This is a genomic window from Mesorhizobium sp. M3A.F.Ca.ET.080.04.2.1 (assembly GCF_003952525.1).
Lineage (GTDB): Bacteria > Pseudomonadota > Alphaproteobacteria > Rhizobiales > Rhizobiaceae > Mesorhizobium.
In genome coordinates, this window is the sequence record NZ_CP034451.1 from 4,961,620 (window position 1) to 4,984,387 (window position 22,768).

Consider the following 22,768-nt stretch of genomic DNA (forward strand, 5'->3'; position numbering starts at 1 on the left):
CATATGCGCCGCTGAATCAGCGCTGCAACGAAAGGTAGATCATTTCATCTAAATCTCAAGAGTTGCTTTTGATTCAAGACGATTAACTGTCGGTATGTGGCTAGCTGGCTGCGCGCGCGGTCCTGGCCATCTCGACCAGCATGGAGCGCAACTCACCCGCCGTTTCGAGAGGCTGGGGAAAAAAGACCCGGCAGGTCATGTCCGCGCAGGCGAGATCCATCCCGTCCGCATCGAAACCGGTAGCGATCCAGCCGTCGCCTTCGACCTTCGCGAAATGACGGGCATAGAGGGCGATCGCGTCGCTATGGTCTGCGTTCATGTGATCGAGCGCCGACTGTTCGCCGGCTGCCAAATCCTCGGCAAGGGGGCCGCTGGTGATGAAGTCGGTGCGATCGAGAAGATAAGCCTTGCCGAAGCCGCCGTTCAGGCTGGCGTGTTCGGCCTCGAGCCGGAACAGCGAGAAATCGCCAAGGCCGACGTAGAGTTTCGCCTTCGGATTGTGATTGAGGTAGCGCCGTTCGGCGCGGGCGTGATCGGGCGCCCCGCGGTCCAGGCGCCGTGCGCGGCATATCAAGGTCATGCGCGGATGCGCCAGCGGATCACCTTTGCCAGGCTCGCCGACGAGCAGCGAGCATCGCGGATCGGCAAGAAGGGCACCGGTGTGGGCCGAAAGCATCGAAACCAGGATCAGAGGCGTCCCGTCGACATCGGTCGCCAAGCCGACCCGGCTTGCCAAAGGCGAGCCGGTGCCGGGCTCGATCACGGCGAGCGCGCCGAAGCGGGCCGAGCGGAGCAGCGTCTTCGCCAGCCTGATCGCCCCGGCGTCGGTCTCGCGGATGACAGCCTTCTTCTGCTCGGGCAAAGCGCTCACCGCTGTAAGTTGATATTCATCATCCGGTTATCGGTCTAGAAGTCCCGATTTGACAAGGGCCGCGACGTCGCTCTCGAGCAAGCCGAACCGCTTTAGCACAAGCTCCGGCTGGCGATCGGCGGAGCTCGGCGCCACGGCAGGCTCAAGCACTGCAACGGAAAAGCGTGGCGCTGGGGCTGGCCGGTGCAGGGGACCGGAAGTCACGTAATTTTGCCGAGCGCGATTGTGCGGGTTGTCGCTTGCCTCGCTCAATGAAAGCACCGGCGCGACGCAGGCGTCGGTTGCAAAGAAATATCCGGCCCATTCGTCGCGTGTCTTTTGCCTGATCCTGGCGGCTATGGCGGCTCGCATCTGAGGCCAGGAGCTCCGGTCGTACTGGCTGTGGACGAAAGCGCGGTCGAGCGGCAGCAGGCTGGCGAATTCGGCGAAGAAGCGGGGTTCGAGACAGCCAATCGCAACATGCCGGCCGTCCGCCGTCTCATAGGTGTCGTAGAAGGGTGCGCCGGAATCGAGCAGGTTCTCACCGCGCCTGTCCTTCCATAAGCCCGCGGCCATAAAGGCGTGGATGGGTGCGGCCAACATCGCCGCGCCCTCAACCATCGCAGCGTCGATCACCTCGCCCTTGCGGTGCGGGAACGCCGGAAGAGGGCGGCCAGCACGCCGGCGATCAGCATCATGGCGCCGCCGCCCTGGTCGGCGACGAGGTTGAGCGGCGGCACGGGCGGCGACCCTTGCCGGCCGAAGGCGTGCAGGAGGCCGGCATAGGCAAGATAGGTGATGTCGTGACCGGCTCGGCCGGAAAGCGGTCCATGCTGGCCGAACCCGGTCAAGCGGCCGTAGATCAGCGCCGGGTTGCGTTCGAGCGCCGCATCCGGCCCCAGGCCCAGCCGTTCCATGACCCCGGGACGGAAGCCTTCGAGGAGGATGTCGGCCTTCTCCACAAGGCGCAGCAACAGTTCGCCGCCACCCGGCCGTTTCAGATCGACGCGCAGGATGGCGCGGCCGTGGCGGTCCAGGTCGTACTCTTCCGGGAGCGGCAGAAGCGGTTGATCGCCACCGGTCCGCTCGATGCGCAGCACCTCTGCGCCCATCTCCGACAGCATCAATGCGGCGAGCGGCACCGGACCAAGGCCGGCCAATTCGATGACCTTCAGGCCGGCCAGCGGCCCGGTCTTCTCGGCGGTGACGCCGATGTTTGTCGGCGCTCCAGACATGCCGCTATTTCGGCGCCATGCGGATGGCGCCGTCGAGGCGGATCGTTTCGCCGTTCAGCATCTGGTTCTCGATGATGTGCAAGGCGAGCGCTGCATATTCGGAAGGTTCGCCGAGACGGGGCGGGAAGGGCACCGCGGCGCCCAGCGAATCCTGAACCTCCTGGGGCATTCCGGCCATCATCGGCGTCTTGAATATGCCGGGCGCGATGGTGCAGACGCGGATGCCGGAGCGAGCGAGATCGCGCGCCACCGGCAGCGTCATGGCGACGACGCCGCCTTTCGAGGCTGCATAGGCGGCCTGGCCGATCTGGCCGTCATAGGCGGCGACGGAAGCGGTGTTGACGATGACGCCACGCTCGCCGCCAGGCAAAGGATCGAGCTTCGCCGCACGATCGGCGACCAGACGGATCATATTGAAGGTGCCGATCAGATTGATCTCGATTACCTTGCGGAACTGGTCGAGCGGGTGCGGACCGTCCTTGCCGACCGTCTTCACGCCAATGGCGATGCCGGCGCAATTGACCAGGATGCGCGGCTCGCCGAGCGTCTTCGCCACCTCGGCGACGGCAGCCGTGCCGCTGTCGCCGCTGCTAACGTCGCATTGAACGGCGATGCCGCCGATATCGGCCGCCACTTTCGTCGCGCGCTCGATGCCGACGTCCAGTATGGCGACGCTGGCGCCCTGGGCAACAAGCGTGCGCGCCGTCGCCTCGCCGAGGCCAGAGCCGCCGCCGGTGACGATCGCGATCTGGCCATTGGGGTTCATGCCTGCATCCTCCCAGGATTTCGCGTCATGCTACGAGGCGCGCTGCTGGGACGCAATCTGAATGACCGGATCGATCGAGGCCTGCGGATTGACCGATGTCCGGCCCGCAGCCGGCGCCAGGTCCGCAACTCGCGCCGTGTCCGCATGGCAGACCTCTCCGGCAAAGCGGGCCACCGCGCCCGGCTTGATCTCATGGTGGAGCAGTCTGTCGAGATCGACCGGACGCGGCATGGTGACCTGGCCACGTGGAAACCGCTTGAAGCCGAGCGGACCATAATAGGGCTCGTCGCCGACCAGCATCACCGCCGGCGCGCCCGCCTTCGCCGCCGCTTCGACCGCGATCGCGACAAGCTTGCGACCGATGCCGAGATTCTTGAAGGCGGGACGAACGGCGAGCGGGCCGAGCATCATGGCGCGCCCGGCGCCGGCGGCAACGCGCGTCATGCGCACCGAGGCGACCACCGTGTCGCCGTCGACGGCGACAAAGGACATCGACCGGTCATGCCCACCGGACTCGCGGATCTTGTAGGCGGCGAGCACGAAACGGCCGGGGCCGAAGGCCTCCTCGTTGATGTCTTCGATTTGAGGATCATGCGCCGGGGTTTCCGGCAGGTATTTCACGTCGGCAAGGCTCATGGTCTTTGCGTTCCGGTATGCGAGGAAAGGTTGCTGCAAGCGGCAGCGTTCGCCAGTCAGCGCTTCATCAAGCGCGGGCGCCCTTTCGTCGTCGGTCGAACCGGATGGAGGCAAAGTCGAACATGGGCGCCTCCGCTACCATCAATTTCCTGCCTCCGCAATTGGCGCTTTCGACCTTTCTGCCGCCGCTTGACGGTCTGGTTGGTCGTTTGACGAACTGTTCAGCGTCTGTGGGCTTCGACAACCCCGCAATAGGCCTAAATACTGATGAAACGCACGAGGAGATTCCGCATGGGATTGCTGGTCGAAGGCAAGTGGACGGATCGGGCGCCGAGCGTCGACAGTGGCGGCAGGTTCGTGCGTGCGGAAGCGCAATGGCGCGATTGGGTGACGCGCGACGGCGCGCCGGCGGAGGGTCGCAAGCAGGGCTTCAAGGCCGAGCCTGGCCGCTACCACCTTTATGTCTCGCTTGCCTGTCCATGGGCGCACCGCACGCTGATCTTCCGCGCCTTGAAGAAGCTGGAAGGCATCATTTCCGTCTCTGTCGTGCATCATTTCATGGGCGAGAACGGCTGGACCTTCAAAGCCGAGGACGGTGCCACCGGCGATACGCTCTACGGGCTCGACTACCTCCACCAGATCTACGTCAAGGCCAATCCAGCCTATTCGGGCCGGGTGACGGTGCCGGTGCTCTGGGACAAAAGCCAGGAGACAATCGTCAGCAACGAGTCCTCCGAGATCATCCGGATGCTCAATTCCGCGTTCGACGATTGGGGAGACGCGAGCCGCGACTTCTACCCGAAGGCGCTGCGTTCCGAGATCGACAGGATCAATGCGCTGGTCTATCCGGCTATCAACAACGGCGTCTATCGCACCGGCTTCGCCACAACGCAGGAAGCCTATGAGGAGGCGTTCGGCGAGTTGTTCGGCGCTCTCGACATGGTGGAAGAGCGGCTGTCAAAACAGCGCTATCTGGTCGGCGATCGCCTCACCGAGGCCGACTGGCGGCTGTTCACGACCCTGGTCCGGTTCGATCCGGTCTATGTCGGCCACTTCAAATGCAATCTGCGCCGCATCGCCGACTATCCGAACCTGTCGAACTATCTGCGCGACCTTTATCAAGTGCGGGGCGTCTCAGCCACGGTCAACCTGCACCACATCAAGTCGCATTATTACGGCAGCCACAAATCGATCAACCCGACGGGGATCATTCCCTTGGGGCCCGAGCTGGACTATGCCGCGCCGCACGACCGCGGCAGGTTCAGGAAGGCGGCGTGAACTACCAGTAGGCCGAGGCCTTTTCCCCACCGAATATCTCGGCAACTCGCCGCAGGGTTGCGGGCGTCGTGCCTTCGGGCAAGCGGTCGAGCCGGAAGAAGCCGGCTTCGGCAATCTCACGGTCAGGGCGCTTCGGTGCGGTCTGACTGAAGGTCTCGATCAGATAAAGGGCGACATGATCGCGCCGGCTGGCGCGCCGGTTGAAATGCATCGACTTCAGGACCGGCGGCGCGGTGAGCGCGATGTTGCCTTCCTCGGCCAGTTCGCGCGCCAGCGCTTGAAGAAGCGTCTCGCCAACCTCGACGCCGCCGCCCGGCAATTGCCAGCCCGGAACATAGGTGTGGCGGATGAGGAAGATCGCGTTCGAGCCCCGGTCAAAGACCAGGCCGCGCACGCCAAGCGTCATCGGACGCCGCAACAGAAAATAGAGGTGGAACAGCTTCGCTCTCAACCCCGGCCAGCCGGTCTGGCGGAACGCTTCTTCTGGATCCGTAGCGCCGGTCATCCACGAAACCGCAAGCTGGCAGGAAACGGTGAGTAGAAAGGCCGAGCGGGGTCGCTTAAGAATGAGCTATGTTCAGGCTCGCGCATATTTCCGATGTCCATCTGGGGCCGCTGCCCGATGTAACCTATCGCGACCTCGCGTCCAAGCGCGTGCTGGGCTACGTCAACTGGCAACGCAACCGCCGTCGCCATATGCACGACGCGGTCATCGACTCGATCGTCGCCGACATCAAGGCCAATGCGCCCGACCACCTCGCCGTGACCGGCGATCTCGTCAACCTCGCCCTCGACGGCGAGATCGAGATGGCAAAGCACTGGCTGGAGACGCTCGGCTCGCCGAACGACGTGTCCGTGGTGCCCGGCAACCACGACGCCTATGTGCCGGGCGCGTTCGACAAGGTATGCCGTTCATGGGCGGCGTGGATGACGGGAGACGGGGTCAACAGTCCGGTCGACCGCAATTCCTTTCCCTATCTGCGCGTGCGCGGCAATGTCGCGCTGATCGGCGTCACGACGGCGCGCGCCACGGCTCCCTTCATGGCCAATGGCTTCTTCATGGAGGGTCAGGCAGACCGGCTCGGCAAGATCCTCGACAACACGTCTAAACAAGGGCTTTTCCGAGCCATCATGATCCATCATCCGCCGGTGCGTGGCGCGGTCTCGCAGCACAAGCGCCTGTTCGGCATTGCGCGGTTCAACAAGATCATTCGAGGGCACGGCGCCGAGCTTGTCCTGCATGGACATTCGCATCTGCCGACGCTGTTCACCGTTGGGACTCGTGGCGCCAAGGTCCCGGTGGTCGGCGTCGCCGCCGCCGGCCAGGCGCCCGGCGGCAAGCATCCGGCGGCGCAGTACAATTTGTTCGAAATCGACGGCGAACCGGGCCGTTGGGACATCCGGCTGACACGTCGCGGCCTGACCGGGCCGGCATTGCCGCCCTCGGACCTGCAGACGTTGGACCTTGCCGTGCCGGCCGAAACGGTTCGTCAGCTGGTCAGAAGCTGACCTTCATCTGGGCAATGCGGTCCCAGAACAGCACGAGCGAAACCGCCAGGCCGACCAGCGCGCCGGCGGCAATCAGGCCAAGGCCCGCGAAGAAGGTCGTCCAGCCGTTTCGCCGGGTCTCGGATTGGAGCGGCGGTTCGGCTTCCAGGACCGCCGCGCGATGCAGGCCAGGCGCGGCGCTTTGTGACACGCCTTCCATCATCCGCTGCCGCTCGACAACGCGCTCGGCCACGTAGCGCGTCACGGCATCGGCTACCGACTTCATGTCGGTGGATTCGGCCAGCACCACGCGGCCGATGCGCGTGTCCCTGAGGAACCGGTAGGTGCGGCGGTCGCGCCCCATGGCGACATGGCTCACGGCATCGATCCATAGCCGCGGCTGCAGGCCGGACGAAACGGTGAAGTCGAAATTGTCGATGTCCGCCGGCACCTCGGCGAAGACCGGCGCGAGCTCTCCGGCGATCAGATCGAGCCGCATGCGATGCGCCTCACGCATGTCGACCACCACGTCGTCGCGGTCGGCAAAGGCATTCTTGACGTCGCGGATCGCGTCCGCCAGCTTTCGCGACGGTTCGATGGGGGTGATTTTTTCGCCGCTGTCCATGGCGACTGCCTCGCTGTTGGTTAACAGCGAGTTAACACAGCCTACGACAAAATGCACGGCAGGACGGCTGGTCAGCTGGCGGCCGCGCCGAATGCCGGCCTCACACGCCTGCCGCGGCGTCTTGTGTTGCGGCGAACGACCTCAGCAATCAAGTCAGGCGCTTCCTCGACCAGCATGTGGCCGGCATCCAGCACGTGATGCAGATGGAAATGCGCCGGCAGGCTATCGGCCTGGCAGACGGGCAGAAGCGGATCCTCGGTTCCCCATACCACGATGACCGGCATGTCGAGCCTTTCCAGCCGTTCCCGCGGGATCATACCTTGGCGGCCATCCCTGGTCATCATCGCCGCCGTCTCGACAAGGCTCCGCGACTGACCTCGTCGCCCGCGCATCCGGCACAGCACGTCCAGCGTCTCGGCAGGAGGCACGCTCTGCGGTCCGGACATGGCGGCAAGGCAGGCGCGGATATTGTCCGCGTCGACCGCCGCAGCATAGCGGCGCAGCAACGGCGCGTTGATCTCCCGACCGAAACCGCCAGGCGCCAGAAGCGTCAGCGAGGCCACTTTTTCGGGCTCGGCAAGCGCCATCAACGTCGCGATGGCTCCGCCCATGGAATGGCCGACAAGGTGCACTTTTCCCAGACGGCGGTCTGCCAGATCCGCAAGGATGGTCAGTGCAGCCTGTTTGGCGCCGCCCGTTGCCTGACAATCCAGGGAAAGCCCGTGCCCCGGCATGTCATAGGCCAGCACCCTGACGGCCGGCAGCAGTGCGGCGATCACCGCGCGCCAGATCTCATGACAGCCACCGAAACCGTGCAGGAAGACGATCGTTTTCGGGCCAACGCCGCATTCGGCGGCATGAGGGTAGAGTGGCATGGACGGAGTTGGCTGGGGAGCAAAACGAGGAGCAATTGCCTGACCGTGGCTGGATGCTCCCTGGCCGGATCGTTAGCCAGTAAAATCTTCGCGATTGCTGGTCTGTCGTGACCGTCAGCTCGGGTTGCCGAGCCCTGCGGCACGCAAGGATTGCACCAGCCGGTCAATCAGGTCGGCGGGATACTTCCTGTCGGCGAAGGTCGCTCGGGGATCGGCGGCAAATTTAGGGAATTCGGCGGTGAGTTCGTTGACGAGCTCGCTTGCGAGCTTGTCACGGCCGGAAATCTTGGCGCCGATCAGGCGTGCGGCCAGATAATGCGACTTCGATGCCGTCGTTCTGAGCGACTCGCTGGCAATCGCGGCCCTTTTCATGTCGCCCTGCATAAAGGCGCCGATAAAAAGACCGTAGTCCCACCAGGTCGGATGGCCGCTGAAGGCGTCGACGGCATGGCCGAGGATCGGTGTGCCTTCCTGGTACTTGCCGGCGAAGATGAGGCCGTAGCCATAGGCAGCGGCCATGCCGAGATCGTATGGATTGAGTTCATAGGCCTTGCGCATCCAGCGGATCGCCTCGTCGGTATTGCCGAGGCGAGAATTGATGTAGCCGTAGGCGCGATGGGCATGCGGGCTCATCGGTCCCATCTGGATGGCGCGATGGGCAAACGACATTGCCTGCTCGATCGACGTTACGGGCGGGTAGGCGTAGTGATCGGTGACGGCCTCCAAATGCAGGGAAGCCAGCTCCGAATAGACGAGCGACGACTTGGTGCTCTGGCTGACGAGCTTCTCCAGGCAACGATAGGCCGCTTCGTGGCTCTTGGCGCTCTGGTCGAGATAATAACGATCGTCGAGCACCAGGCATTGGATCTGGCTGGTCTGGACTCCGCTCTGGTCGATGTAGCTGTAGATCAGGCCGGAGGCGGGAATGGTCGACGTCAGAAGGCCGGCGATGCTGCCTTCGACCGCTGAAGGCGCGTTTTCGGCCGGGGTCAGGTTGCGCGACAGGAGAACGCGTCCGGTCGCAACGCTTTGCAGTTCCACAGTCACGTCGCCGCTGTCAGGTCCGGGCGTGACTTCGAAAACGAAGCTGATCGGATCAGCCGTTTCATCGCGGCTTGCGTCGGCGTCACGTCCGATGAAGTCGATCGTGTCGAAGCCGGCAAGTCCGGCGCGCAGCGAAAGGGCGACACGGGCTGCTTCCGGGCCCTCGGCTCTGAGGGCTATGTAGATGAGCGGCAAGCCGTCAAAGGCGGCTGAGGCAGGGGCGGTCGGCGTGCCGGCAGTCTGGACCGGCACGACCTTGTCGCTGCCGCCGGCGAAGATGTGGCCGCCCTGACGAAAGATGAGCAAACCCAGCATGGCGATGACGAGAACCATGGCGGCCCAGAAGAATCGCAATTGGCGCGTCAGCGACGGCGCGGCAGTGGTGGTCATCAGCGGCGCGGCGTCCGCTGCCGCCAAGGTCTCGAACCGGTCCGGCGCGGGCTCTACAACGTCGGTTGGCGGCGAGGCGCTCTTGCCGGGCTTGGCATGCTCGGCTTCGGCCGGCAGGCGGATGCCATTCAGCTCATAGGAAGGGACATAGCCGCCGCGAGGGATGGCGATGCGCACCGGCTCGGCAACGCCCTCGTTGTCGAAATAATGCGCCAACAGCTCGCGCAGCCGCCCGGCCTGGACCCTGACCACGGCATCGGTCGCAGGATCGAAATCCCGATCCTTGCCGAAGACATCCATGGCGATGGAGAGGCCCTTGAGCCTGTCGCCTTCGCCGGCCTGCTCGCGCTCGACCAGGTAGCGTAACAGCCGGCGCGCGCGCTCGGACCGTCCGAACGTTTCGCTGGCAAGCAGTCGCTCCAATGTCTCGCGCACTGCGGGGGCGGCAGGCGTGGCAGGCTCCAAGTGTCGATCCTTCCGAAGTCGGCACAGGTTAGGGCGCGATCATATAGGGCCCGGGCCGGCACACAAGAATGCTTGTATTATGCGATCGCGTAAGCCACGGGAAAGTTCCCGCTCGGTTAACGAAGTGGCGGGCATCTGTTCCGAGAGCCGGCGCGCTCTCGCGAACGCGCCGCGCCCAAGGGCTTGAATGATCAGCCGGCCTTGCGCTCGAGGATGCGGTTGGCGGCCGAAACCACCGCCTCCAGCGAGGCGGCGACGATGTTGGTGTTTATCCCGGCGCCGAACAGCTTGCCGGCCGGATGTTCCATCTCGACATAGGAGATGGCCGAGGCATTGGAGCCGCGCTGGAGCGAATGCTCGGAATAGTCGAGAACCGACATCTCGATGCCGATATGACGCGACAGCGCGTCGATGAAGCCATCGATCGGGCCAGTTCCGGTCCCGGTGATAGTCACTTCCCTGCCGTTGTCGAGGATGACCGCCTCGACCACGCGCCGGCCTTTGACCTCGGTATCGGGATAGGTCTGGTGATCGAGGAATTTCAGCCGCGCGCCGGGCTGATCGACATAGGTCTCGAGGAAACGGTCATGGATGCGCTTGCCCGGAACCTCCTTGCCTTCCGCGTCGGTGATCGCCTGGATGTCCTGGCTGAACTCGATCTGCAGGTTGCGCGGCAGGTTGAGGCCGTAATCGGCATGCAGCACATAGGCGATGCCGCCCTTGCCGGATTGCGAGTTGATGCGGATGATCGCCTCATAGGTGCGGCCGACATCGGCCGGGTCGATCGGCAGATAAGGCACTTCCCAGACCGGTGTGTTGGCCTTGCGCAGCGCCTTCATGCCCTTGTTGATGGCGTCCTGGTGCGAGCCGGAGAAAGCGGTATAGACGAGCTCGCCGACATAGGGATGGCGCTCCGGAATCTTCAACTGGTTCGAATATTCGTAGACGTCCTTCATCCGGTTGATGTCGGAGCAGTCGAGCTCGGGATCGACGCCCTGCGTGTACATGTTGAGCGCCAGGGTGACGATGTCGACATTGCCGGTGCGCTCGCCATTGCCGAACAGCGTTCCCTCGACACGGTCGGCGCCTGCCATCAGGCCAAGCTCGGTGGTGGCGACGCCGGTGCCGCGGTCGTTGTGCGGGTGCAGTGAGATGATCAGGTTCTCGCGATTGTCGAGGTTGCGGCACATCCATTCGATGCGATCGGCATAGACGTTGGGCGTCGACATCTCGACGGTCGAGGGCAGGTTGATGATCAGCTTGTTCTCCGCCGTCGGCTTCACGATCTCGGTGACGGCGTTGCAGATCTCCAGCGCGACCTCGAGCTCGGTCCCGGTGAAGCTTTCCGGCGAATATTCGAAGCGGTAGCCGCCGCCCGCCTTGGCCGCCATGTCGGTGATCATCTTGGCGGCGTCGGTGGCGATCCGCTTGATGCCGGGCACGTCCTTCTCGAAGACGACGCGGCGCTGCAACTCGCTGGTCGAGTTGTAGAAATGCACGATCGGCCGATGCGCGCCCTTCAGCGCCTCGAAGGTGCGCGTGATCAGCTCGGGCCGGCACTGCACCAGCACCTGCAGCGATACGTCCCGGGGCACGCCACCTTCCTCGATGCACCAGCGGGCGAAATCGAAGTCGGTCTGCGAAGCCGAGGGAAAGCCGATCTCGATCTCCTTGAAGCCCATGTCGAGCAGCAGCGCGAACATACGCGCCTTGCGCTCGTGGCCCATCGGGTCGATCAGTGCCTGGTTGCCATCGCGCAGGTCGACCGAGCACCAGATCGGCGCCTTTTCGATGACCTTGGCCGGCCAGGTCCGGTCGGTGAGGCCGACGGTGGGGTAGGGTTGGTATTTACGGGCTGCCTCCGGCATGTGGCCGGCCGTGCGCTTCTCGCTTTCAGCCTCGCCGGCGCGAATTTCTTCTCTTGCGTTCATCGTCGTTTCTCCGGACGGCTCGCATGCCCGCCTTGGGCGGGTTGGTGGCGAGCGTCGCCTCTACCAGAATTTCGTTCGCTTGATGTGACTTTGCCAAGGAGCGTGCGCCTCTAGCGGCGGGCATCGACCGCCGGGCGCTCCTTCAGCGAGCCCGGCGATCGCCGATAAGGCCGAGAAGAAGCAGGGTCGAAGCGAGCGCGCGCACGGTCTCGCCGGCAAAGCCGGTGCGAGAGGAAGCGACGAAGCGGGTACGCGTAGCCATGGCGGTCTCTTACAGGAGCGGCTTTCCGGAGGCAAGTGCCGCCCTGCCGAACGGATCGCGGGCTCTTCCCCGCATCAGGCAAATACGCCACACTTGCCCGACGCGGTCCATCGTGGCCCGGAGGAGGTCGTGCATGAATTTCGTGTTCTTCTCGCCGCATTTTCCGGCCAACGGCGCCGATTTCTGCGACCGGCTGAAGAAGGCCGGCGCCACCGTGCTCGGTATTGGCGATGCTCCTTATGAAACGCTGAGCGGCAAGCTCAAGGCGGCGCTTTCCGAGTATTACCGCGTGGCGGACATGGAGGACTACGACACGGTGTTCCGGGCGATGGGACATTTCATCCACAAGTGGGGCCGTATCGATCGCTTCGAGTCCCTCAACGAGCATTGGCTGGAACTCGAGGCCAACATCCGCACCGACTTCAACGTCTTCGGCACCAAGCTCGATTTCGTGAAAAACCTGAAGCGCAAGAGCCGCATGCGCGCGTTCTTTCGCAAGAGCGGCGTCGAGACCATTCCGCAGCGCAAATGCTCCGACCGTGCCGGCGCCATGACCTTCATCCGGCGGGTTGGCTATCCGGTGGTGGTGAAGCCGGATTCAGGTTCCGGCGCCTCGAACACGTTCAAGATCTCCAACGCAAAAGAACTAGACCAGTTCTTCAAGGACAAGCCCGAGGGGGTCAGCTTCGTCATGGAGCAGTTCATCGAGGGCCTGGTGGTGACCTTCGACGGGCTGGTCAACCGCGACGGCGAGGTGGTGCTGGCGGCCAGCCACCGCTACGACCAGAGCGTCATGGAGGTGGTCAACCGCGACCGCCATATGAGCTACACCTGCTTCCCCGAGATCACGCCGGCGGTGGAGCAGGCAGGCCGAAAGATCCTCAAGGCGTTCGACGTGCGCGAGCGCTTCTTCCACATCGAGCTGTTCGAGACCAGCGACAAGCGCATCATCGCGCTGGAGGTCAACATGCGCCCGCCCGGGGCCTGGATGACCGACGCAATCAACTACACCTTCGACATCGACGTCTATGCGGCATGGGCCGAGATGGTGGTCAAGAACGCTGCCGGCGGTCCCTACAAGGGCAAGTATTTCACCGCCTATGCCAGCCGCAAACGGCATGTCGACTATTTGCACAGCCATGAGGACGTGCTAGCCGCCCACGGCGACAAGATCGTCCACCACCAGGCCATCGAAGAGGTTTTCAGCCGCGCCATGGGCAACTACGCCTACCAGATGCGTTCGAAGGACCCGAAGGCGCTGCGCCAGGCGGTCGACTATATCCACGCGGAAAAGGCATGAGCGATGGACGTCTCCTACCATAAGGGACATGCCCGCAACCTTGGCCGAGACATGGAATACAAGCGCTACGGCCATGCCGGACGGCCGGTGGTGGTGTTCCCGACCTCGCAGGGGCGCTTCTACCAGTTCGAGGATTCGGGCGGCGTCGGCGCGCTCAGCGAATTCATCGACACTGGCCGCATCCAGCTGTTCACACTCGACGGGATCGATTCGGAATCCTTCTTCGACAAGCATGGTGATGCGACCCATCGCATCGCGCGCCACGAGGCGTATTTCCGCTATGTGCGCGAGGAGGCGCTGCCGGAACTTTCGGCGGTTGCCGCCAAGGCCAATGGCGGGCGCACGCTGAAGCCGCTGTTCTGCGGCTGCTCGATGGGCGGTTACCACTCGTCGAATTTCGTCTTCCGCTTCCCGGAGCTGGCGAGCGGCGTGATCTCATTGTCAGGCGTCTATTCGACCCGCGACTTCTTCGGGCGGATGCTCGAGGGCAATGTCTACTTCAACTCGCCGCTCGACTATCTGCCCGGCATCGTCGACCAGAAGCTGCTCGGGCGGCTGCGCGCCCTACGACTGATCTTCTGTTGCGGGCAGGGCGCGTGGGAGGAGCGCATGCTGGTCGAAACGCGCGAGCTGGAGCAGGTGCTGCGCGACAAGTCCATTCCGGCCTGGGTGGATTATTGGGGCGGCGACGTCAGCCATGACTGGCCATGGTGGCACAAGCAACTCGTCTATTTCTTCGGCCGCTGGCTGGATGACGACCTGATGAAGCGATTGGACTGATGCCAAGGCGTCGGTGACATGACCTTTTCGCTGGGCGCCGATCGGATCGCCTTCTGCAACTGAAGCCGTCGTGCCGGTCATCCGCCGATATTGATCTAAAAATATGACTGTTCCTGTCATCTTTTTGTGGAAACATCGCAGACGCTGTGGCATGCCCGCCGGGACGATGGCATCGGCCTGAGGGCCGATCGCCTCCACCTTTGTCGAAAGGCCTGGCGATGGTTCAGCTCAGCGCGCAAACCCATATCCGAAACGACGGGATCCAGGCGGTCATGGACAGGCTGCGCGCCGAGCACAGCGTCTGCGAAATCGAAATCGGCCACGCGGATCAGTGGGCGCTCCGTATGCATTACGGCTCGCTGCATGCCGCTGCCGAGGAGGGGGGCATGCTGATCCGGGTCGCCGCCCAGGACGAGACCTGCTTGGCCTATATGAAGATGATCGTTGCTGGTCACATAGCCGGGCAGTTGGGGACGACGAACGGCCTGCGCTGGCAGGGTGACGGCAGCCATGCCGGCACACCCGTCTTCTTCCGCGAGATCAGCGTGCAATCCTCGACGCGGCTGTCGCCGCACATGCAGCGCGTGCGCTTCGCGGGCCGCGATCTCGGCCGTTTCGCCCATGGCGGGCTGCATGTGAGGCTCCTGCTGCCGCCCGCCGGTCGACAGCCGGTGTGGCCGTTGATGGGCGTCGACGGGATGATGGTGTGGCCTTCGGGCGAGGACGCGCTCACGGTCCGGGTCTACACGATCCGGGCGCTGGACGTCGCCGGCGGTTGGCTCGACATCGATTTTGTGCTGCATCCAGGCACCGAAACGCCGGCGGCGGATTTCGCGCTGAGCGCGCGGGCCGGCGACGTCGTCGGCATGATCGGTCCCGGCGGCGGCGGCGTCCCGGAGGCGCAAAATCTGCTTCTCCTCGGCGATGACACGGCGCTGCCGGCCATTGGCAGAATCCTGGAGGAAATTCCGCCGTCGATCCGCGCCGAGGTCCTTGTCGAGGTCGATGGTCCGGAGGACCGGATTGCGCTTACGGAAGACGACAACATCGCCGTCAACTGGCTCTACCGGCAGGGCCAAGAGGCCGGCACGGCCGGTCTCTTGCCGGCCGCGCTGCGCGAGCGCGGGCCTTCGGCCGGAGATTTCTATGTTTGGGCCGGGTGCGAGTTTTCCGACTTCCGCGAGATCCGAAAAATCCTGCGCAAGGAATGGGGCCTGCCGCGCGAGCGGCATCTGGCCACCGCCTATTGGCGCCGGGGTGCGCAGGGCGCAGAGGGCGGCGAGGAGTAGTCGCCGCCCCCCACCAGATCAGAAGCGGTAGCGCAGGCTCCCGAACAGCGAGCGGCCTTCGTCGCGGTAGCAATAGCCTGCGGAGCAGATCGTCTGCTGGTTGTCGAACAGGTTCTTGGCGTTGACCTGAAGTTTCACGCCTTCCAGCTTGGCATTGCGATAGCCGAAATCGTAGGACAGCGAGGCATCGACGAAGGCGCGCGCGTCGTTCTTGAAAGTGTTGGTGTCGTCGCCGTAACTGGCGCCGGCGAAGCGCAGGCCGGTGCCAAGGCCCAGTCCCCCCAGCGCGCCGTTCTCGAACTGGTAGTGGCCCCAGAGCGACAGGATATGGTTCGGCGTTGCCGAGAGCTCCTTGCCGACCGTGCCTTCCGCGCCACGCTCGATCTTCATGCGCAGATAGGTGTAGGAGGCGATGAAGCTGAAGCCGTTGGCGAGGGAGGCATTTCCCTCCAGCTCGAAACCGCGCGAGTTGAGGTCAAGCTGACGCTGCTTGTTGATGCCGGTCGAGGCATCGAAGACGACGCCGTCCTGCTGGTGGATGTCGAACAGGGCAGCGCTGACCGTGGCATTGCGGTCCGGTATCTCGTATTTGACGCCGATCTCCTTCTGCGTCGCAATGGTCGGCCGGGCGACGTGGCTGACGTCGCTGTTGATGTCGTCATAGACGAAGCCGATGTTGGGCGAGAACGAGGTCGAGTAGTTCACGTAGGGCGTGATGCCCCATTCGGTCTGGTAGGAGAGGCCGACCCGGCCGGAAAAGGCGCTGTCCTTCTGCCTCGACTGGCTGGAATCGGCAGCAGTGGAAGTGGTGTCCACCCAGTCGTAGCGGCCGCTGGCGAACAGGGTGAAGTCGTTCCACTCCATCTGGTCGTGCAGATAGGTGCCGAGCTGGTTCATCCGCTGGCCGCCATAGTAGGGAACCGGCGCGGATTCGATGTCTTCGACGGAGACGAAGGACACGCCGCTGCCGGCGTCATAGTTCGACCACGCATAGTCGAGGCCGGCGATCGCGGTGTGCCTGATCGGCCCAGTGTCGAACTCGAACTGCGCCATGTTGTCGACGACGAAGTTCTTCATCTTCTCGGTATAGTGGCCCCAGTAGCGCTGCAGCGGCTGGTTGGCCCCGATCGAATAGTGGCCGCTATACTCGATGTCGCTGTCGACGGCGTCGTAGCGCAGGTTCTGCCGTACCGTCAGCACGTCGTTGAAGCGGTGCTCGAACTCATAGCCGAGGCGGCCCTGGTCTTGGCTGAAATCGTTCCAGGCAGGATCGCCTTCATAGACATTCGACAGCACGCCATAGGCCGAATTGTAGAAGGCCGCGGTGCCGCCGGTGACGGACTTCGAATATTCGCCGAGAATGGTGAGCTTGGTGTCCTCGTCCGGCTTGAAGGTGAAGGCCGGCGCCAGATAGAGCTTGTCGTCGGGATAGGCAGGCAGGTCTGTCTCGCTCAGGCGGCCGAGGCTGGTGAAGCGGTAAAGCAGGCTGCCGTCGCCGTTCACCGGGCCGGAGGCATCGAGTGCAGCCTGAAAGCGGTTGTGCTCGCCGGCCAGCAATTCGATCTCGTGGAACGGCTCGTCCTTGGGGCGCTTGGTGACGACATTGACGATGCCGCCGGGCCCGCTGATGCCATAGAGCGAGGACGCAGGGCCCTTGAGAATGGTCACGCCCTCGATGCCGTAGGGCTCGGTCTTGAACCAGGCCGAAGGTCCGTTGTACTGGCGCAGCCCGTCACGGAACATGCCGTTGTAGAAGGCCTGGAAGCCGCGCAGGAAGAAGGCGTCGTAGCGGGTGTCGAAGCCGAAGCTGTTGGGATTGGCGCTCGCCGTGTAGCCCAGCGCATCGTTCAGCGTGCGCGGCTTCTGATCCTCGATCTGCTTCTGAGTGACGACCGAAACCGCCTGCGGGATCTTGGCGATCGGCGTATCAATCTTGGTGCCGATGCGGTCCTTCTTGGCGACATAACCGTCCTGCACGAGGATATCATCGCTCTCGGCGGTGACGTCGATGTTGCCGAGCACCGTGGCGTCGGCGCTGTCCTGCGCTGCGGCCGGTAACGCCTGGCTAAGCACGGCGGCTCCGGCCAGCACTGCTATTTCCTGGCGCCATGTCGTCGGCCGTTTGCGCATCAACTCGTCTCCACTGTCCCATGCTTGATTGCGATCCCGCGCTCTCAAATATGAGTATAAGAGTCAAGTATTTTTTGCGCCTGTTGAGATATCGGCCCGTACTGCCGCCAAAGCACTTTGGTCGGGCGCGTCGGAGGGCGATTGTTCGGAAGCTGTTTAGCGGCGTCGGGATTCGACGGGCGCTATTCCCTAACGCTTCTGGCGATCAGGCGGGCCATGCTCGGCCCAAGCAGCAGCACGATCAGGAAGCGGGCTGACTGCAGCGCCATGACGAAGGAGATGTCGACGTTCTGCGCCGCGGCGGCAATGATGGCGACGCTGTCCATGCCGCCGGGGCTGGTCGCCAGATAGGCGGTCAGCGGATCGACGCCGGTCAGGTGACTGATGAGGAAGGCAAGGCCGCCGCAGAAGGCGATCAGCACCACGATCGAGCCGACGATCTGCGGCAGTGCCCGCATCGCGTGGCGCAGGATCGGCCGCGTGAAGTTCAATCCGATCGACCAGCCGACCATGGCGTAGCTGATGGCCAGCAGCCAGGGCGGCAGTTGCATCGGCACGCCGAGGCCGAGATGGACTACCGCGCCGAAGATGAAGGTGCCGAGAAAAAATGGCGAGGGCAGCCGGCAGAGTTTTCCCGCAAGACCGCCGACGATTGCGATGGCGATGGTGGCGGCGAACGGCAGCGGTTCGATCGGCGGAAACCAGATGATCGGCGGCACTTCGACGCCGGATGTGTCGACCCACATCTTCGCGACAAGCGCAGCCGTCATCGAGACGCAGATGACGCGCAGATACTGCATGAAGGCGACGAGTCGCTGGTCGGCACCGAAGGCGCCCGCCATCAGCACCATGGCGGTGGCGGCACCCGGCGAGGAGCCCCAGACTGCCGTGGTGCCCGGCAAAATGCGCCAGCGGCTGATCAGCCAGCCGAGCAGGCTGGAAGCCGCGAGCGTGGCCGTGACAGCACCGAGAAAAAGCGGCCATTCGGCATAGAAGACCGGGAAGATGTCGGCCGAGATCGAAGCGGCGACTAGGCAACCCACCACGGCCTGCGCGGAGCCGAAGAGCAGGCGCGGCACGCGCACGGTGGCGCCATTGGTGCCGGCGAGGATCGCCGCCAGCATCGGGCCAATGAGCAGCGCCGCTGGCAGTGCTGCGAGTTCCAGCGCAGCGGCGAACAGCAGCGAGACCGCCAGCAGCGCCAGCCACTGCTGTGGCGAGCGCATGCGCGCCATGCGTTCAATGGGCTGTTTGTCGAGAGGCGGCTGCTCTGGCGAGGAGTCCATATCGCGCTCTTAGACCGATCGCGGGAAAATGCGAACCCGTTTCTCCGGCGAAAATATGCTTCGCAGGTCAGCCAGACTTATCGGCGGGCAGGCCGAAGCCGCCCACCGGCTGCGTCTCGACCTGGAACTCGAAGCCGGCGATGAAGGGCTTCGCCTTGGCGATCGCTGCCTGGACTTGCGGCAATTGCAGCGAGGCCTTGTGGCTCGCCTGGTCGGTCCACACCTCGGTCACCCAGATCGCATCGGCGTCGACCGGGTCGGTGGCGATGATGTAGCTGAGGCAGCCAGGGAGCGCGGCGGTGCTTTCGCGCAGCACGTCCATGACCGCGTCGCGCTGGCCGCGCGCCGCCCGCATCTTGCCGATCAGTCCGTACATTCCTCACTCCCTCCAGGTTGCGCGCCATGCGAGTATGCAGTCGGCGGCTCACGGCATCAACTGGCCGCCATTGACCTCGATCACCTGGCCGATGATGTAGCCGCTCAGCAGCTCGGACGACAGGAACAAATAGGCGCCGACGCAATCCTCGGCCGTTCCAGCGCGGCCCTGTGGGATGGTGGCGACCATGGCCTTGACCTGATCCGCGGTCGAATAGCGTTCATGGAAGGGCGTGAGGATGGTGCCGGGGGCGACCGCATTGACGCGGATGCCGAAGCCGATCAACTCCTTGGCCAAGCCGCGGGTCACATTGGAGACGAAGGCCTTGGATGAGCCGTAAAGGCCGGCGCCGCCGCCGGCGCCGTTGCGGGCGGCTATCGAAGTGGTGTTGATGATGAAGCCGCCCTGGCGCTTCAGCCACGGGATGGCTTTTCGGGAAGCGGTCAGCACCGAGCGGGCGTTGAGGTCCATTACCGCGTCGTAGTGCGCCTCGTCCTGGTCGGCATAGGCAACGCGGCCGAGCATGCCGCCGGCATTGTTGACCAGCCCGTCGAGCCGGCCGAAATGTCCGGCACTTTCCTCCACCACACGCTCGACATCGGACGGCAGCGAAAAGTCGCCCTGGGTGAGAAACACCTCGCCGCCATCGTCACGGATGGTATTGGCGAGCCTTTCGGCGGCGTCGCGGCTCGAATTGTAGTGGAGCGCCACGCGGCATTTCTGCCGGGCATAGGCATGGGCAAGTGCAGCGCCGATGCCGGTCGACGCGCCGGTGACCAGCACCACCTTGCCGGCCAGGTCGGGAATGACAAGTGTCGTCATGATGGTCTGGCCTCCGAAATATCCCGCCCTTTCGTAGGCCATTGCCGACCCGGCGTTCAAGCTCGCTGTTGCTCAAGGCCGGAGATAGACATAGCCCTGGCGCTGCAGTTCGGCGAGTTTGACCACGCCGCCCTTGTCGGCCACGTGAAAGCCGGCCAGCAGGTCGGCGAGCGTGAGGTTCATGCCGTCCATGGTGTTGCCGCAGGCCTGCGGCGTGAGCCCCTGCTGGACGAGGCCGGCAAACCGGCTGGACGTCGCGCCGGACGCGCTTTTCGCCTTGAAGGCCGCGAGCGCCGGGCCATGCACCACCAGCACGACGTCGACATTGCCGCCGGTGCCCTCGTAGTGGTTCTTGATGTTGCCGAGCACGAAATTGACCTTGTCGACGTCGCTGAGGTGGTAGGCGACCTTCAGCCGTTCCTCGCCCGTGGCGGCACTTGCCCGGCGCAGGCCGAATAGGCTTGCTGTTCCGGCCAGGCCGGCGCGGAAAATATCACGGCGCAGCATCGCATCCTCCTCGATCGGCCGGCTCTCGCAGTCCTGCGTGGCCCCAGCTTCGCCAACCGTATGTTCTTGCGCAATTGCGGGCGGAATCCGTTACACACTTCTCCTGGAATTCTCCCTAGACTAGCATAAGTTGCGACTACGTCCTGCGGTGCGAGGAGGGATCACATGACGTCCAAGATTGCGGTGGGCGCAGTGCTGGGCGCTGTGTTGTTCGTTGCCGGATCGGCACTTGCCGAAGATGCTCCCAAGCTCACAGAACTCAGTCCCAATGGCGCCGATGCCTGCTTCGGCCGCGACTATGATGCCGCCCACCTCAAGGCACATCCGCACCAGAAGGTGGCGCGTATCTTTTTCTACTACGGTCGCGACCCGGTCAGCCGGCCGAACGAAGAACCGAGCACGATGTCGGACGTCGCCTATAACGGTTTTCTCACCACCAGGGTGCGCGGCGCCACGAAGCCGGAGTGGGCCGCTGGCTGGTGCAACAAGGAGGATCCGAGCGACAAGGCGAGCGCCATCCGTTGCGGCATGGAATGCGACCGCACGCTTGCCTCGCTCAAGGTCGACGACAAGGGCCGGCTCATCGTCTCCAACCTTCAGGCTGATGTCTATCTCGACGCCGGCGCGGAGGAGGAACTCGGCGCGGCGGAGTACGATAAGCAGGCGCTGGGCAGCGACGACGACAATTTCCGCCTCGACCCGATGCCGACCGACACCTGCAAGGCGGAGTTCGCGCGTATCGACCCGATCGATCCGGCGCTGGGGGATCCGCTGCGCGAGCGGCTGAAGGCCGACCAGCCCTTCTGCTATGGCCGCGACTACGATGACGCGCATCTGAAGTCGCATCCCGACCAAGCGACGCAATCGATCCGCGTCTTCCGCGGCCCGATCGAGCTCGCCTCCTTCGCGTCAACCGGCGATGCCGCCAATTGGCCCGACGGCGCCGACATCGCCGTTTCAGTCACCACCCGCCAGAAGGGAGCCAAGGTCACGCAGACCTATTCCTGCCAGGGCGAGGCCGACCAATGGCGCTGTTCGGCAAGCGCCAAGATGAGCGATTTCGCCTGCGACATCTCGCAGAAGGAGATTTTCCTCAAGCGGGGCGCCAACGGCACGATGATGCTGGCCAACCCCAACAGCGCGCTTGCCATCGTCGACCTCTGCTCGAGGGCGGCGGACGGCAAGACGAGATCCGACGACAAGATCTACCGGCTGAATCCAATGCCGCAGTCGGCCTGCTCGCCGTAAGGCCTGTCGATATTCAGGTGATGCCGGCCTGCGAACGGCGGTTTCCTGCGCTTCCGGCCTTCGCCGGCCGAAGCATTCATGAAAGTGACGTGGGAGTAAGACAAGGCTTCGGCCGGCGGAGGCCGGTGCTCACGTACTTCAAGTACGCTCCGCTCCGGTTCTCGGCAGCCACCGTTCTCGACTCGGCCTGACCTGAATCTCAACAGGCCTTAGGAAGGGTAAAGCTAAGGGCGAGTCTCAGGCGAAGGGCACCGCCGAGGTGCCTTTCGGCAGCTTCGCCTCGTCGTCCGGCTCGACATGGATGGTGACGCGCACCGACGGGATCTCGGCTTTCAGCGCATCCTCGATGCGGTCGCAAATGACGTGGCTGGCACCGACCGTCATGTCGGCATCGACGACCAGATGAAATTCGATGAAGGTCGCGCGGCCGGCAATGCGGGTCTTCAGGTCGTGCACCTCGAGCGCGCCTTTCGAATTGGCCGAGATGATGTCGCGGATATGCATATGCTCCTGGGTGTCGACGGCGCGGTCCATCAGGCCGCTCAACGATTCTCCGGTAAGCTTCCAACCTTGATAGAGAATGTTCAGCGCAACGAGCAGCGCAAGCAGGGGGTCGAGGATGTGCCAGCCGGTCATCACCGCGGCGACAAGTCCCACGATGACGCCGAGCGAGGTAAGCACGTCGGTCATGATGTGCTGGCCGTCGGCGACCAGAGCCGGCGAGCGTTCGGTGCGGCCGTTGCGGATCAGCACGAAGGCCCAGATCGCGTTGACCAGAGCCGCGCCGGCATTGATCGCCAGACCCTGCCAGGGCTGTTCGAGCGATGCCGGGTTCTGGAGTGACTGCCAGACCTTGGCGATGATCAGCAGCGCCGCAACGACGATCAGCACGCCCTCGAGCACGGCGGAAAAGTATTCGGCCTTGTGGTGACCGAACGGATGATCGGTGTCGGCCGGTTTATGGCTGATGCGGATTGCCCAAAAGGCGGCAGCCGCAGTGATCACGTTGACGATGGACTCCAGGGCGTCCGAATAAAGCGCGACGGAGCCGGTCCTCTGCCAGGCAACGAACTTCAGCCCCATCACCAGGAAGGCGATGACGATCGACCAGAAGGCGAGGCCGGCGACCTTGCGCTTCGCGGCGGCTTTCGCCGCGACCGCCGTCGTGTCTTCCATCGAGGCCAT

The 22,768-nt window shown here is 64.0% G+C and carries 20 protein-coding genes and 1 pseudogene; 6 read left to right on the forward strand and 15 right to left on the reverse strand.

Going from position 1 to position 22,768, the window contains the following annotated elements:
- Positions 1 to 100: 100 nt before the first annotated feature.
- The 4 genes and pseudogenes from EJ074_RS23655 to EJ074_RS23670 all read right to left on the reverse strand — a co-directional run bounded on the left by EJ074_RS23655 (position 101) and on the right by EJ074_RS23670 (position 3,487).
- On the reverse strand, positions 101 to 862 hold the full coding sequence (locus tag EJ074_RS23655) for a HugZ family protein (RefSeq protein WP_095809337.1): 762 nt from the start codon (positions 860 to 862) through the stop codon (positions 101 to 103).
- 36 nt (positions 863 to 898) lie between these two features.
- Positions 899 to 2,085: pseudogene (locus EJ074_RS30780) on the reverse strand (CaiB/BaiF CoA-transferase family protein).
- A 4-nt stretch (positions 2,086 to 2,089) separates the two neighbouring features.
- Complete coding sequence (locus tag EJ074_RS23665) at positions 2,090 to 2,851, reverse strand: 3-hydroxyacyl-CoA dehydrogenase (RefSeq protein ID WP_095809339.1); 762 nt, start codon at positions 2,849 to 2,851, stop codon at positions 2,090 to 2,092.
- Between the two features lie 30 nt (positions 2,852 to 2,881).
- Positions 2,882 to 3,487 (reverse strand): N-acetyltransferase, encoded by a 606-nt coding sequence (locus EJ074_RS23670; RefSeq protein ID WP_095809364.1) that lies wholly within the window; start codon positions 3,485 to 3,487, stop codon positions 2,882 to 2,884.
- Positions 3,488 to 3,778: 291 nt separating this feature from the next.
- On the opposite strand from EJ074_RS23670, the gene EJ074_RS23675 reads away from it, so the two are divergent.
- Positions 3,779 to 4,765, forward strand: coding sequence for a glutathione S-transferase family protein (locus EJ074_RS23675; RefSeq protein WP_129553828.1), 987 nt, complete (start codon positions 3,779 to 3,781; stop codon positions 4,763 to 4,765).
- Position 4,766: 1 nt separating this feature from the next.
- Here EJ074_RS23675 and EJ074_RS23680 read toward each other — a convergent pair whose 3' ends face one another.
- Complete coding sequence (locus EJ074_RS23680) at positions 4,767 to 5,270, reverse strand: NUDIX domain-containing protein (protein ID WP_095809341.1); 504 nt, start codon at positions 5,268 to 5,270, stop codon at positions 4,767 to 4,769.
- A gap of 68 nt (positions 5,271 to 5,338) precedes the next feature.
- Between EJ074_RS23680 and EJ074_RS23685 the strand changes: the two genes are divergently transcribed.
- Positions 5,339 to 6,274 (forward strand): metallophosphoesterase, encoded by a 936-nt coding sequence (locus EJ074_RS23685; protein ID WP_095809342.1) that lies wholly within the window; start codon positions 5,339 to 5,341, stop codon positions 6,272 to 6,274.
- Here the strand turns inward: EJ074_RS23685 and EJ074_RS23690 are convergent.
- From EJ074_RS23690 to leuA, 4 genes are all read right to left on the reverse strand, one after another.
- Positions 6,264 to 6,878, reverse strand: coding sequence for a hypothetical protein (locus tag EJ074_RS23690; RefSeq protein WP_095809343.1), 615 nt, complete (start codon positions 6,876 to 6,878; stop codon positions 6,264 to 6,266). The two genes, EJ074_RS23685 and EJ074_RS23690, sit on opposite strands and share 11 nt — an antisense overlap.
- A gap of 71 nt (positions 6,879 to 6,949) precedes the next feature.
- Positions 6,950 to 7,753 carry an alpha/beta fold hydrolase gene (locus EJ074_RS23695; protein ID WP_095809344.1) on the reverse strand — a complete coding sequence of 268 codons (804 nt, stop codon included), beginning with the start codon at positions 7,751 to 7,753 and terminating at the stop codon, positions 6,950 to 6,952.
- Positions 7,754 to 7,867: 114 nt separating this feature from the next.
- Positions 7,868 to 9,652 (reverse strand): hypothetical protein, encoded by a 1,785-nt coding sequence (locus EJ074_RS23700; protein ID WP_095809345.1) that lies wholly within the window; start codon positions 9,650 to 9,652, stop codon positions 7,868 to 7,870.
- A 191-nt stretch (positions 9,653 to 9,843) separates the two neighbouring features.
- On the reverse strand, positions 9,844 to 11,583 hold the full coding sequence (leuA, locus tag EJ074_RS23705; RefSeq protein ID WP_095809346.1) for a 2-isopropylmalate synthase: 1,740 nt from the start codon (positions 11,581 to 11,583) through the stop codon (positions 9,844 to 9,846).
- Positions 11,584 to 11,978: 395 nt separating this feature from the next.
- On the opposite strand from leuA, the gene EJ074_RS23715 reads away from it, so the two are divergent.
- The 3 genes from EJ074_RS23715 (at position 11,979) to EJ074_RS23725 (ending at position 15,214) form a co-directional block, all read left to right on the forward strand.
- The gene (locus tag EJ074_RS23715; protein WP_095809348.1) at positions 11,979 to 13,145 is read left to right on the forward strand and encodes an ATP-grasp domain-containing protein; all 1,167 of its coding nucleotides are present in this window, start codon (positions 11,979 to 11,981) and stop codon (positions 13,143 to 13,145) included.
- A 3-nt stretch (positions 13,146 to 13,148) separates the two neighbouring features.
- A complete protein-coding gene (locus EJ074_RS23720; RefSeq protein WP_095809349.1) occupies positions 13,149 to 13,925 on the forward strand; it encodes an esterase family protein in 777 nt (258 codons plus the stop codon).
- 218 nt (positions 13,926 to 14,143) lie between these two features.
- Entirely contained in the window at positions 14,144 to 15,214 is a 1,071-nt protein-coding gene (locus tag EJ074_RS23725) for a siderophore-interacting protein (protein ID WP_095809350.1), read from the forward strand.
- An 18-nt stretch (positions 15,215 to 15,232) separates the two neighbouring features.
- Here the strand turns inward: EJ074_RS23725 and EJ074_RS23730 are convergent, their stop codons facing one another.
- The 5 genes from EJ074_RS23730 to EJ074_RS23750 all read right to left on the reverse strand — a co-directional run bounded on the left by EJ074_RS23730 (position 15,233) and on the right by EJ074_RS23750 (position 20,335).
- Positions 15,233 to 17,344: a TonB-dependent siderophore receptor gene (locus EJ074_RS23730; protein ID WP_095809351.1), complete on the reverse strand. Its 2,112-nt coding sequence runs from the start codon at positions 17,342 to 17,344 to the stop codon at positions 15,233 to 15,235.
- 182 nt (positions 17,345 to 17,526) lie between these two features.
- Positions 17,527 to 18,630, reverse strand: a complete 1,104-nt coding sequence (locus tag EJ074_RS23735) for an AbrB family transcriptional regulator (RefSeq protein WP_129553829.1) — start codon at positions 18,628 to 18,630, stop codon at positions 17,527 to 17,529.
- 67 nt (positions 18,631 to 18,697) lie between these two features.
- Entirely contained in the window at positions 18,698 to 19,006 is a 309-nt protein-coding gene (locus EJ074_RS23740; protein ID WP_095809353.1) for a putative quinol monooxygenase, read from the reverse strand.
- Positions 19,007 to 19,054: 48 nt separating this feature from the next.
- Positions 19,055 to 19,828 carry an SDR family oxidoreductase gene (locus tag EJ074_RS23745; RefSeq protein ID WP_095809365.1) on the reverse strand — a complete coding sequence of 258 codons (774 nt, stop codon included), beginning with the start codon at positions 19,826 to 19,828 and terminating at the stop codon, positions 19,055 to 19,057.
- Between the two features lie 72 nt (positions 19,829 to 19,900).
- On the reverse strand, positions 19,901 to 20,335 hold the full coding sequence (locus EJ074_RS23750) for a DsrE family protein (protein ID WP_095809354.1): 435 nt from the start codon (positions 20,333 to 20,335) through the stop codon (positions 19,901 to 19,903).
- A 165-nt stretch (positions 20,336 to 20,500) separates the two neighbouring features.
- Between EJ074_RS23750 and EJ074_RS23755 the strand changes: the two genes are divergently transcribed.
- A complete protein-coding gene (locus EJ074_RS23755; RefSeq protein WP_129553830.1) occupies positions 20,501 to 21,583 on the forward strand; it encodes a hypothetical protein in 1,083 nt (360 codons plus the stop codon).
- A gap of 237 nt (positions 21,584 to 21,820) precedes the next feature.
- Here the strand turns inward: EJ074_RS23755 and EJ074_RS23760 are convergent, their stop codons facing one another.
- Positions 21,821 to 22,768 carry a cation diffusion facilitator family transporter gene (locus tag EJ074_RS23760; RefSeq protein WP_129553831.1) on the reverse strand — a complete coding sequence of 316 codons (948 nt, stop codon included), beginning with the start codon at positions 22,766 to 22,768 and terminating at the stop codon, positions 21,821 to 21,823.

What these genes read in the sequence shown, in the direction of transcription:
- EJ074_RS23740 (WP_095809353.1), bottom strand. Translation starts at nt 19,006, where the DNA reads ATGTACGGACTGATCGGCAAGATGCGGGCGGCGCGCGGCCAGCGCGAC.
- EJ074_RS23745 (WP_095809365.1), bottom strand. Translation starts at nt 19,828, where the DNA reads ATGACGACACTTGTCATTCCCGACCTGGCCGGCAAGGTGGTGCTGGTC.
- EJ074_RS23690 (WP_095809343.1), bottom strand. Translation starts at nt 6,878, where the DNA reads ATGGACAGCGGCGAAAAAATCACCCCCATCGAACCGTCGCGAAAGCTG.
- EJ074_RS23720 (WP_095809349.1), top strand. Translation starts at nt 13,149, where the DNA reads ATGGACGTCTCCTACCATAAGGGACATGCCCGCAACCTTGGCCGAGAC.
- EJ074_RS23715 (WP_095809348.1), top strand. Translation starts at nt 11,979, where the DNA reads ATGAATTTCGTGTTCTTCTCGCCGCATTTTCCGGCCAACGGCGCCGAT.
- leuA (WP_095809346.1), bottom strand. Translation starts at nt 11,583, where the DNA reads ATGAACGCAAGAGAAGAAATTCGCGCCGGCGAGGCTGAAAGCGAGAAG.
- EJ074_RS23665 (WP_095809339.1), bottom strand. Translation starts at nt 2,851, where the DNA reads ATGAACCCCAATGGCCAGATCGCGATCGTCACCGGCGGCGGCTCTGGC.
- EJ074_RS23685 (WP_095809342.1), top strand. Translation starts at nt 5,339, where the DNA reads ATGTTCAGGCTCGCGCATATTTCCGATGTCCATCTGGGGCCGCTGCCC.
- EJ074_RS23680 (WP_095809341.1), bottom strand. Translation starts at nt 5,270, where the DNA reads ATGACCGGCGCTACGGATCCAGAAGAAGCGTTCCGCCAGACCGGCTGG.
- EJ074_RS23750 (WP_095809354.1), bottom strand. Translation starts at nt 20,335, where the DNA reads ATGCTGCGCCGTGATATTTTCCGCGCCGGCCTGGCCGGAACAGCAAGC.
- EJ074_RS23735 (WP_129553829.1), bottom strand. Translation starts at nt 18,630, where the DNA reads ATGGACTCCTCGCCAGAGCAGCCGCCTCTCGACAAACAGCCCATTGAA.
- EJ074_RS23730 (WP_095809351.1), bottom strand. Translation starts at nt 17,344, where the DNA reads ATGCGCAAACGGCCGACGACATGGCGCCAGGAAATAGCAGTGCTGGCC.
- EJ074_RS23695 (WP_095809344.1), bottom strand. Translation starts at nt 7,753, where the DNA reads ATGCCACTCTACCCTCATGCCGCCGAATGCGGCGTTGGCCCGAAAACG.
- EJ074_RS23675 (WP_129553828.1), top strand. Translation starts at nt 3,779, where the DNA reads ATGGGATTGCTGGTCGAAGGCAAGTGGACGGATCGGGCGCCGAGCGTC.
- EJ074_RS23760 (WP_129553831.1), bottom strand. Translation starts at nt 22,768, where the DNA reads ATGGCCTCGATGGAAGACACGACGGCGGTCGCGGCGAAAGCCGCCGCG.
- EJ074_RS23755 (WP_129553830.1), top strand. Translation starts at nt 20,501, where the DNA reads ATGACGTCCAAGATTGCGGTGGGCGCAGTGCTGGGCGCTGTGTTGTTC.
- EJ074_RS23670 (WP_095809364.1), bottom strand. Translation starts at nt 3,487, where the DNA reads ATGAGCCTTGCCGACGTGAAATACCTGCCGGAAACCCCGGCGCATGAT.
- EJ074_RS23725 (WP_095809350.1), top strand. Translation starts at nt 14,144, where the DNA reads ATGGTTCAGCTCAGCGCGCAAACCCATATCCGAAACGACGGGATCCAG.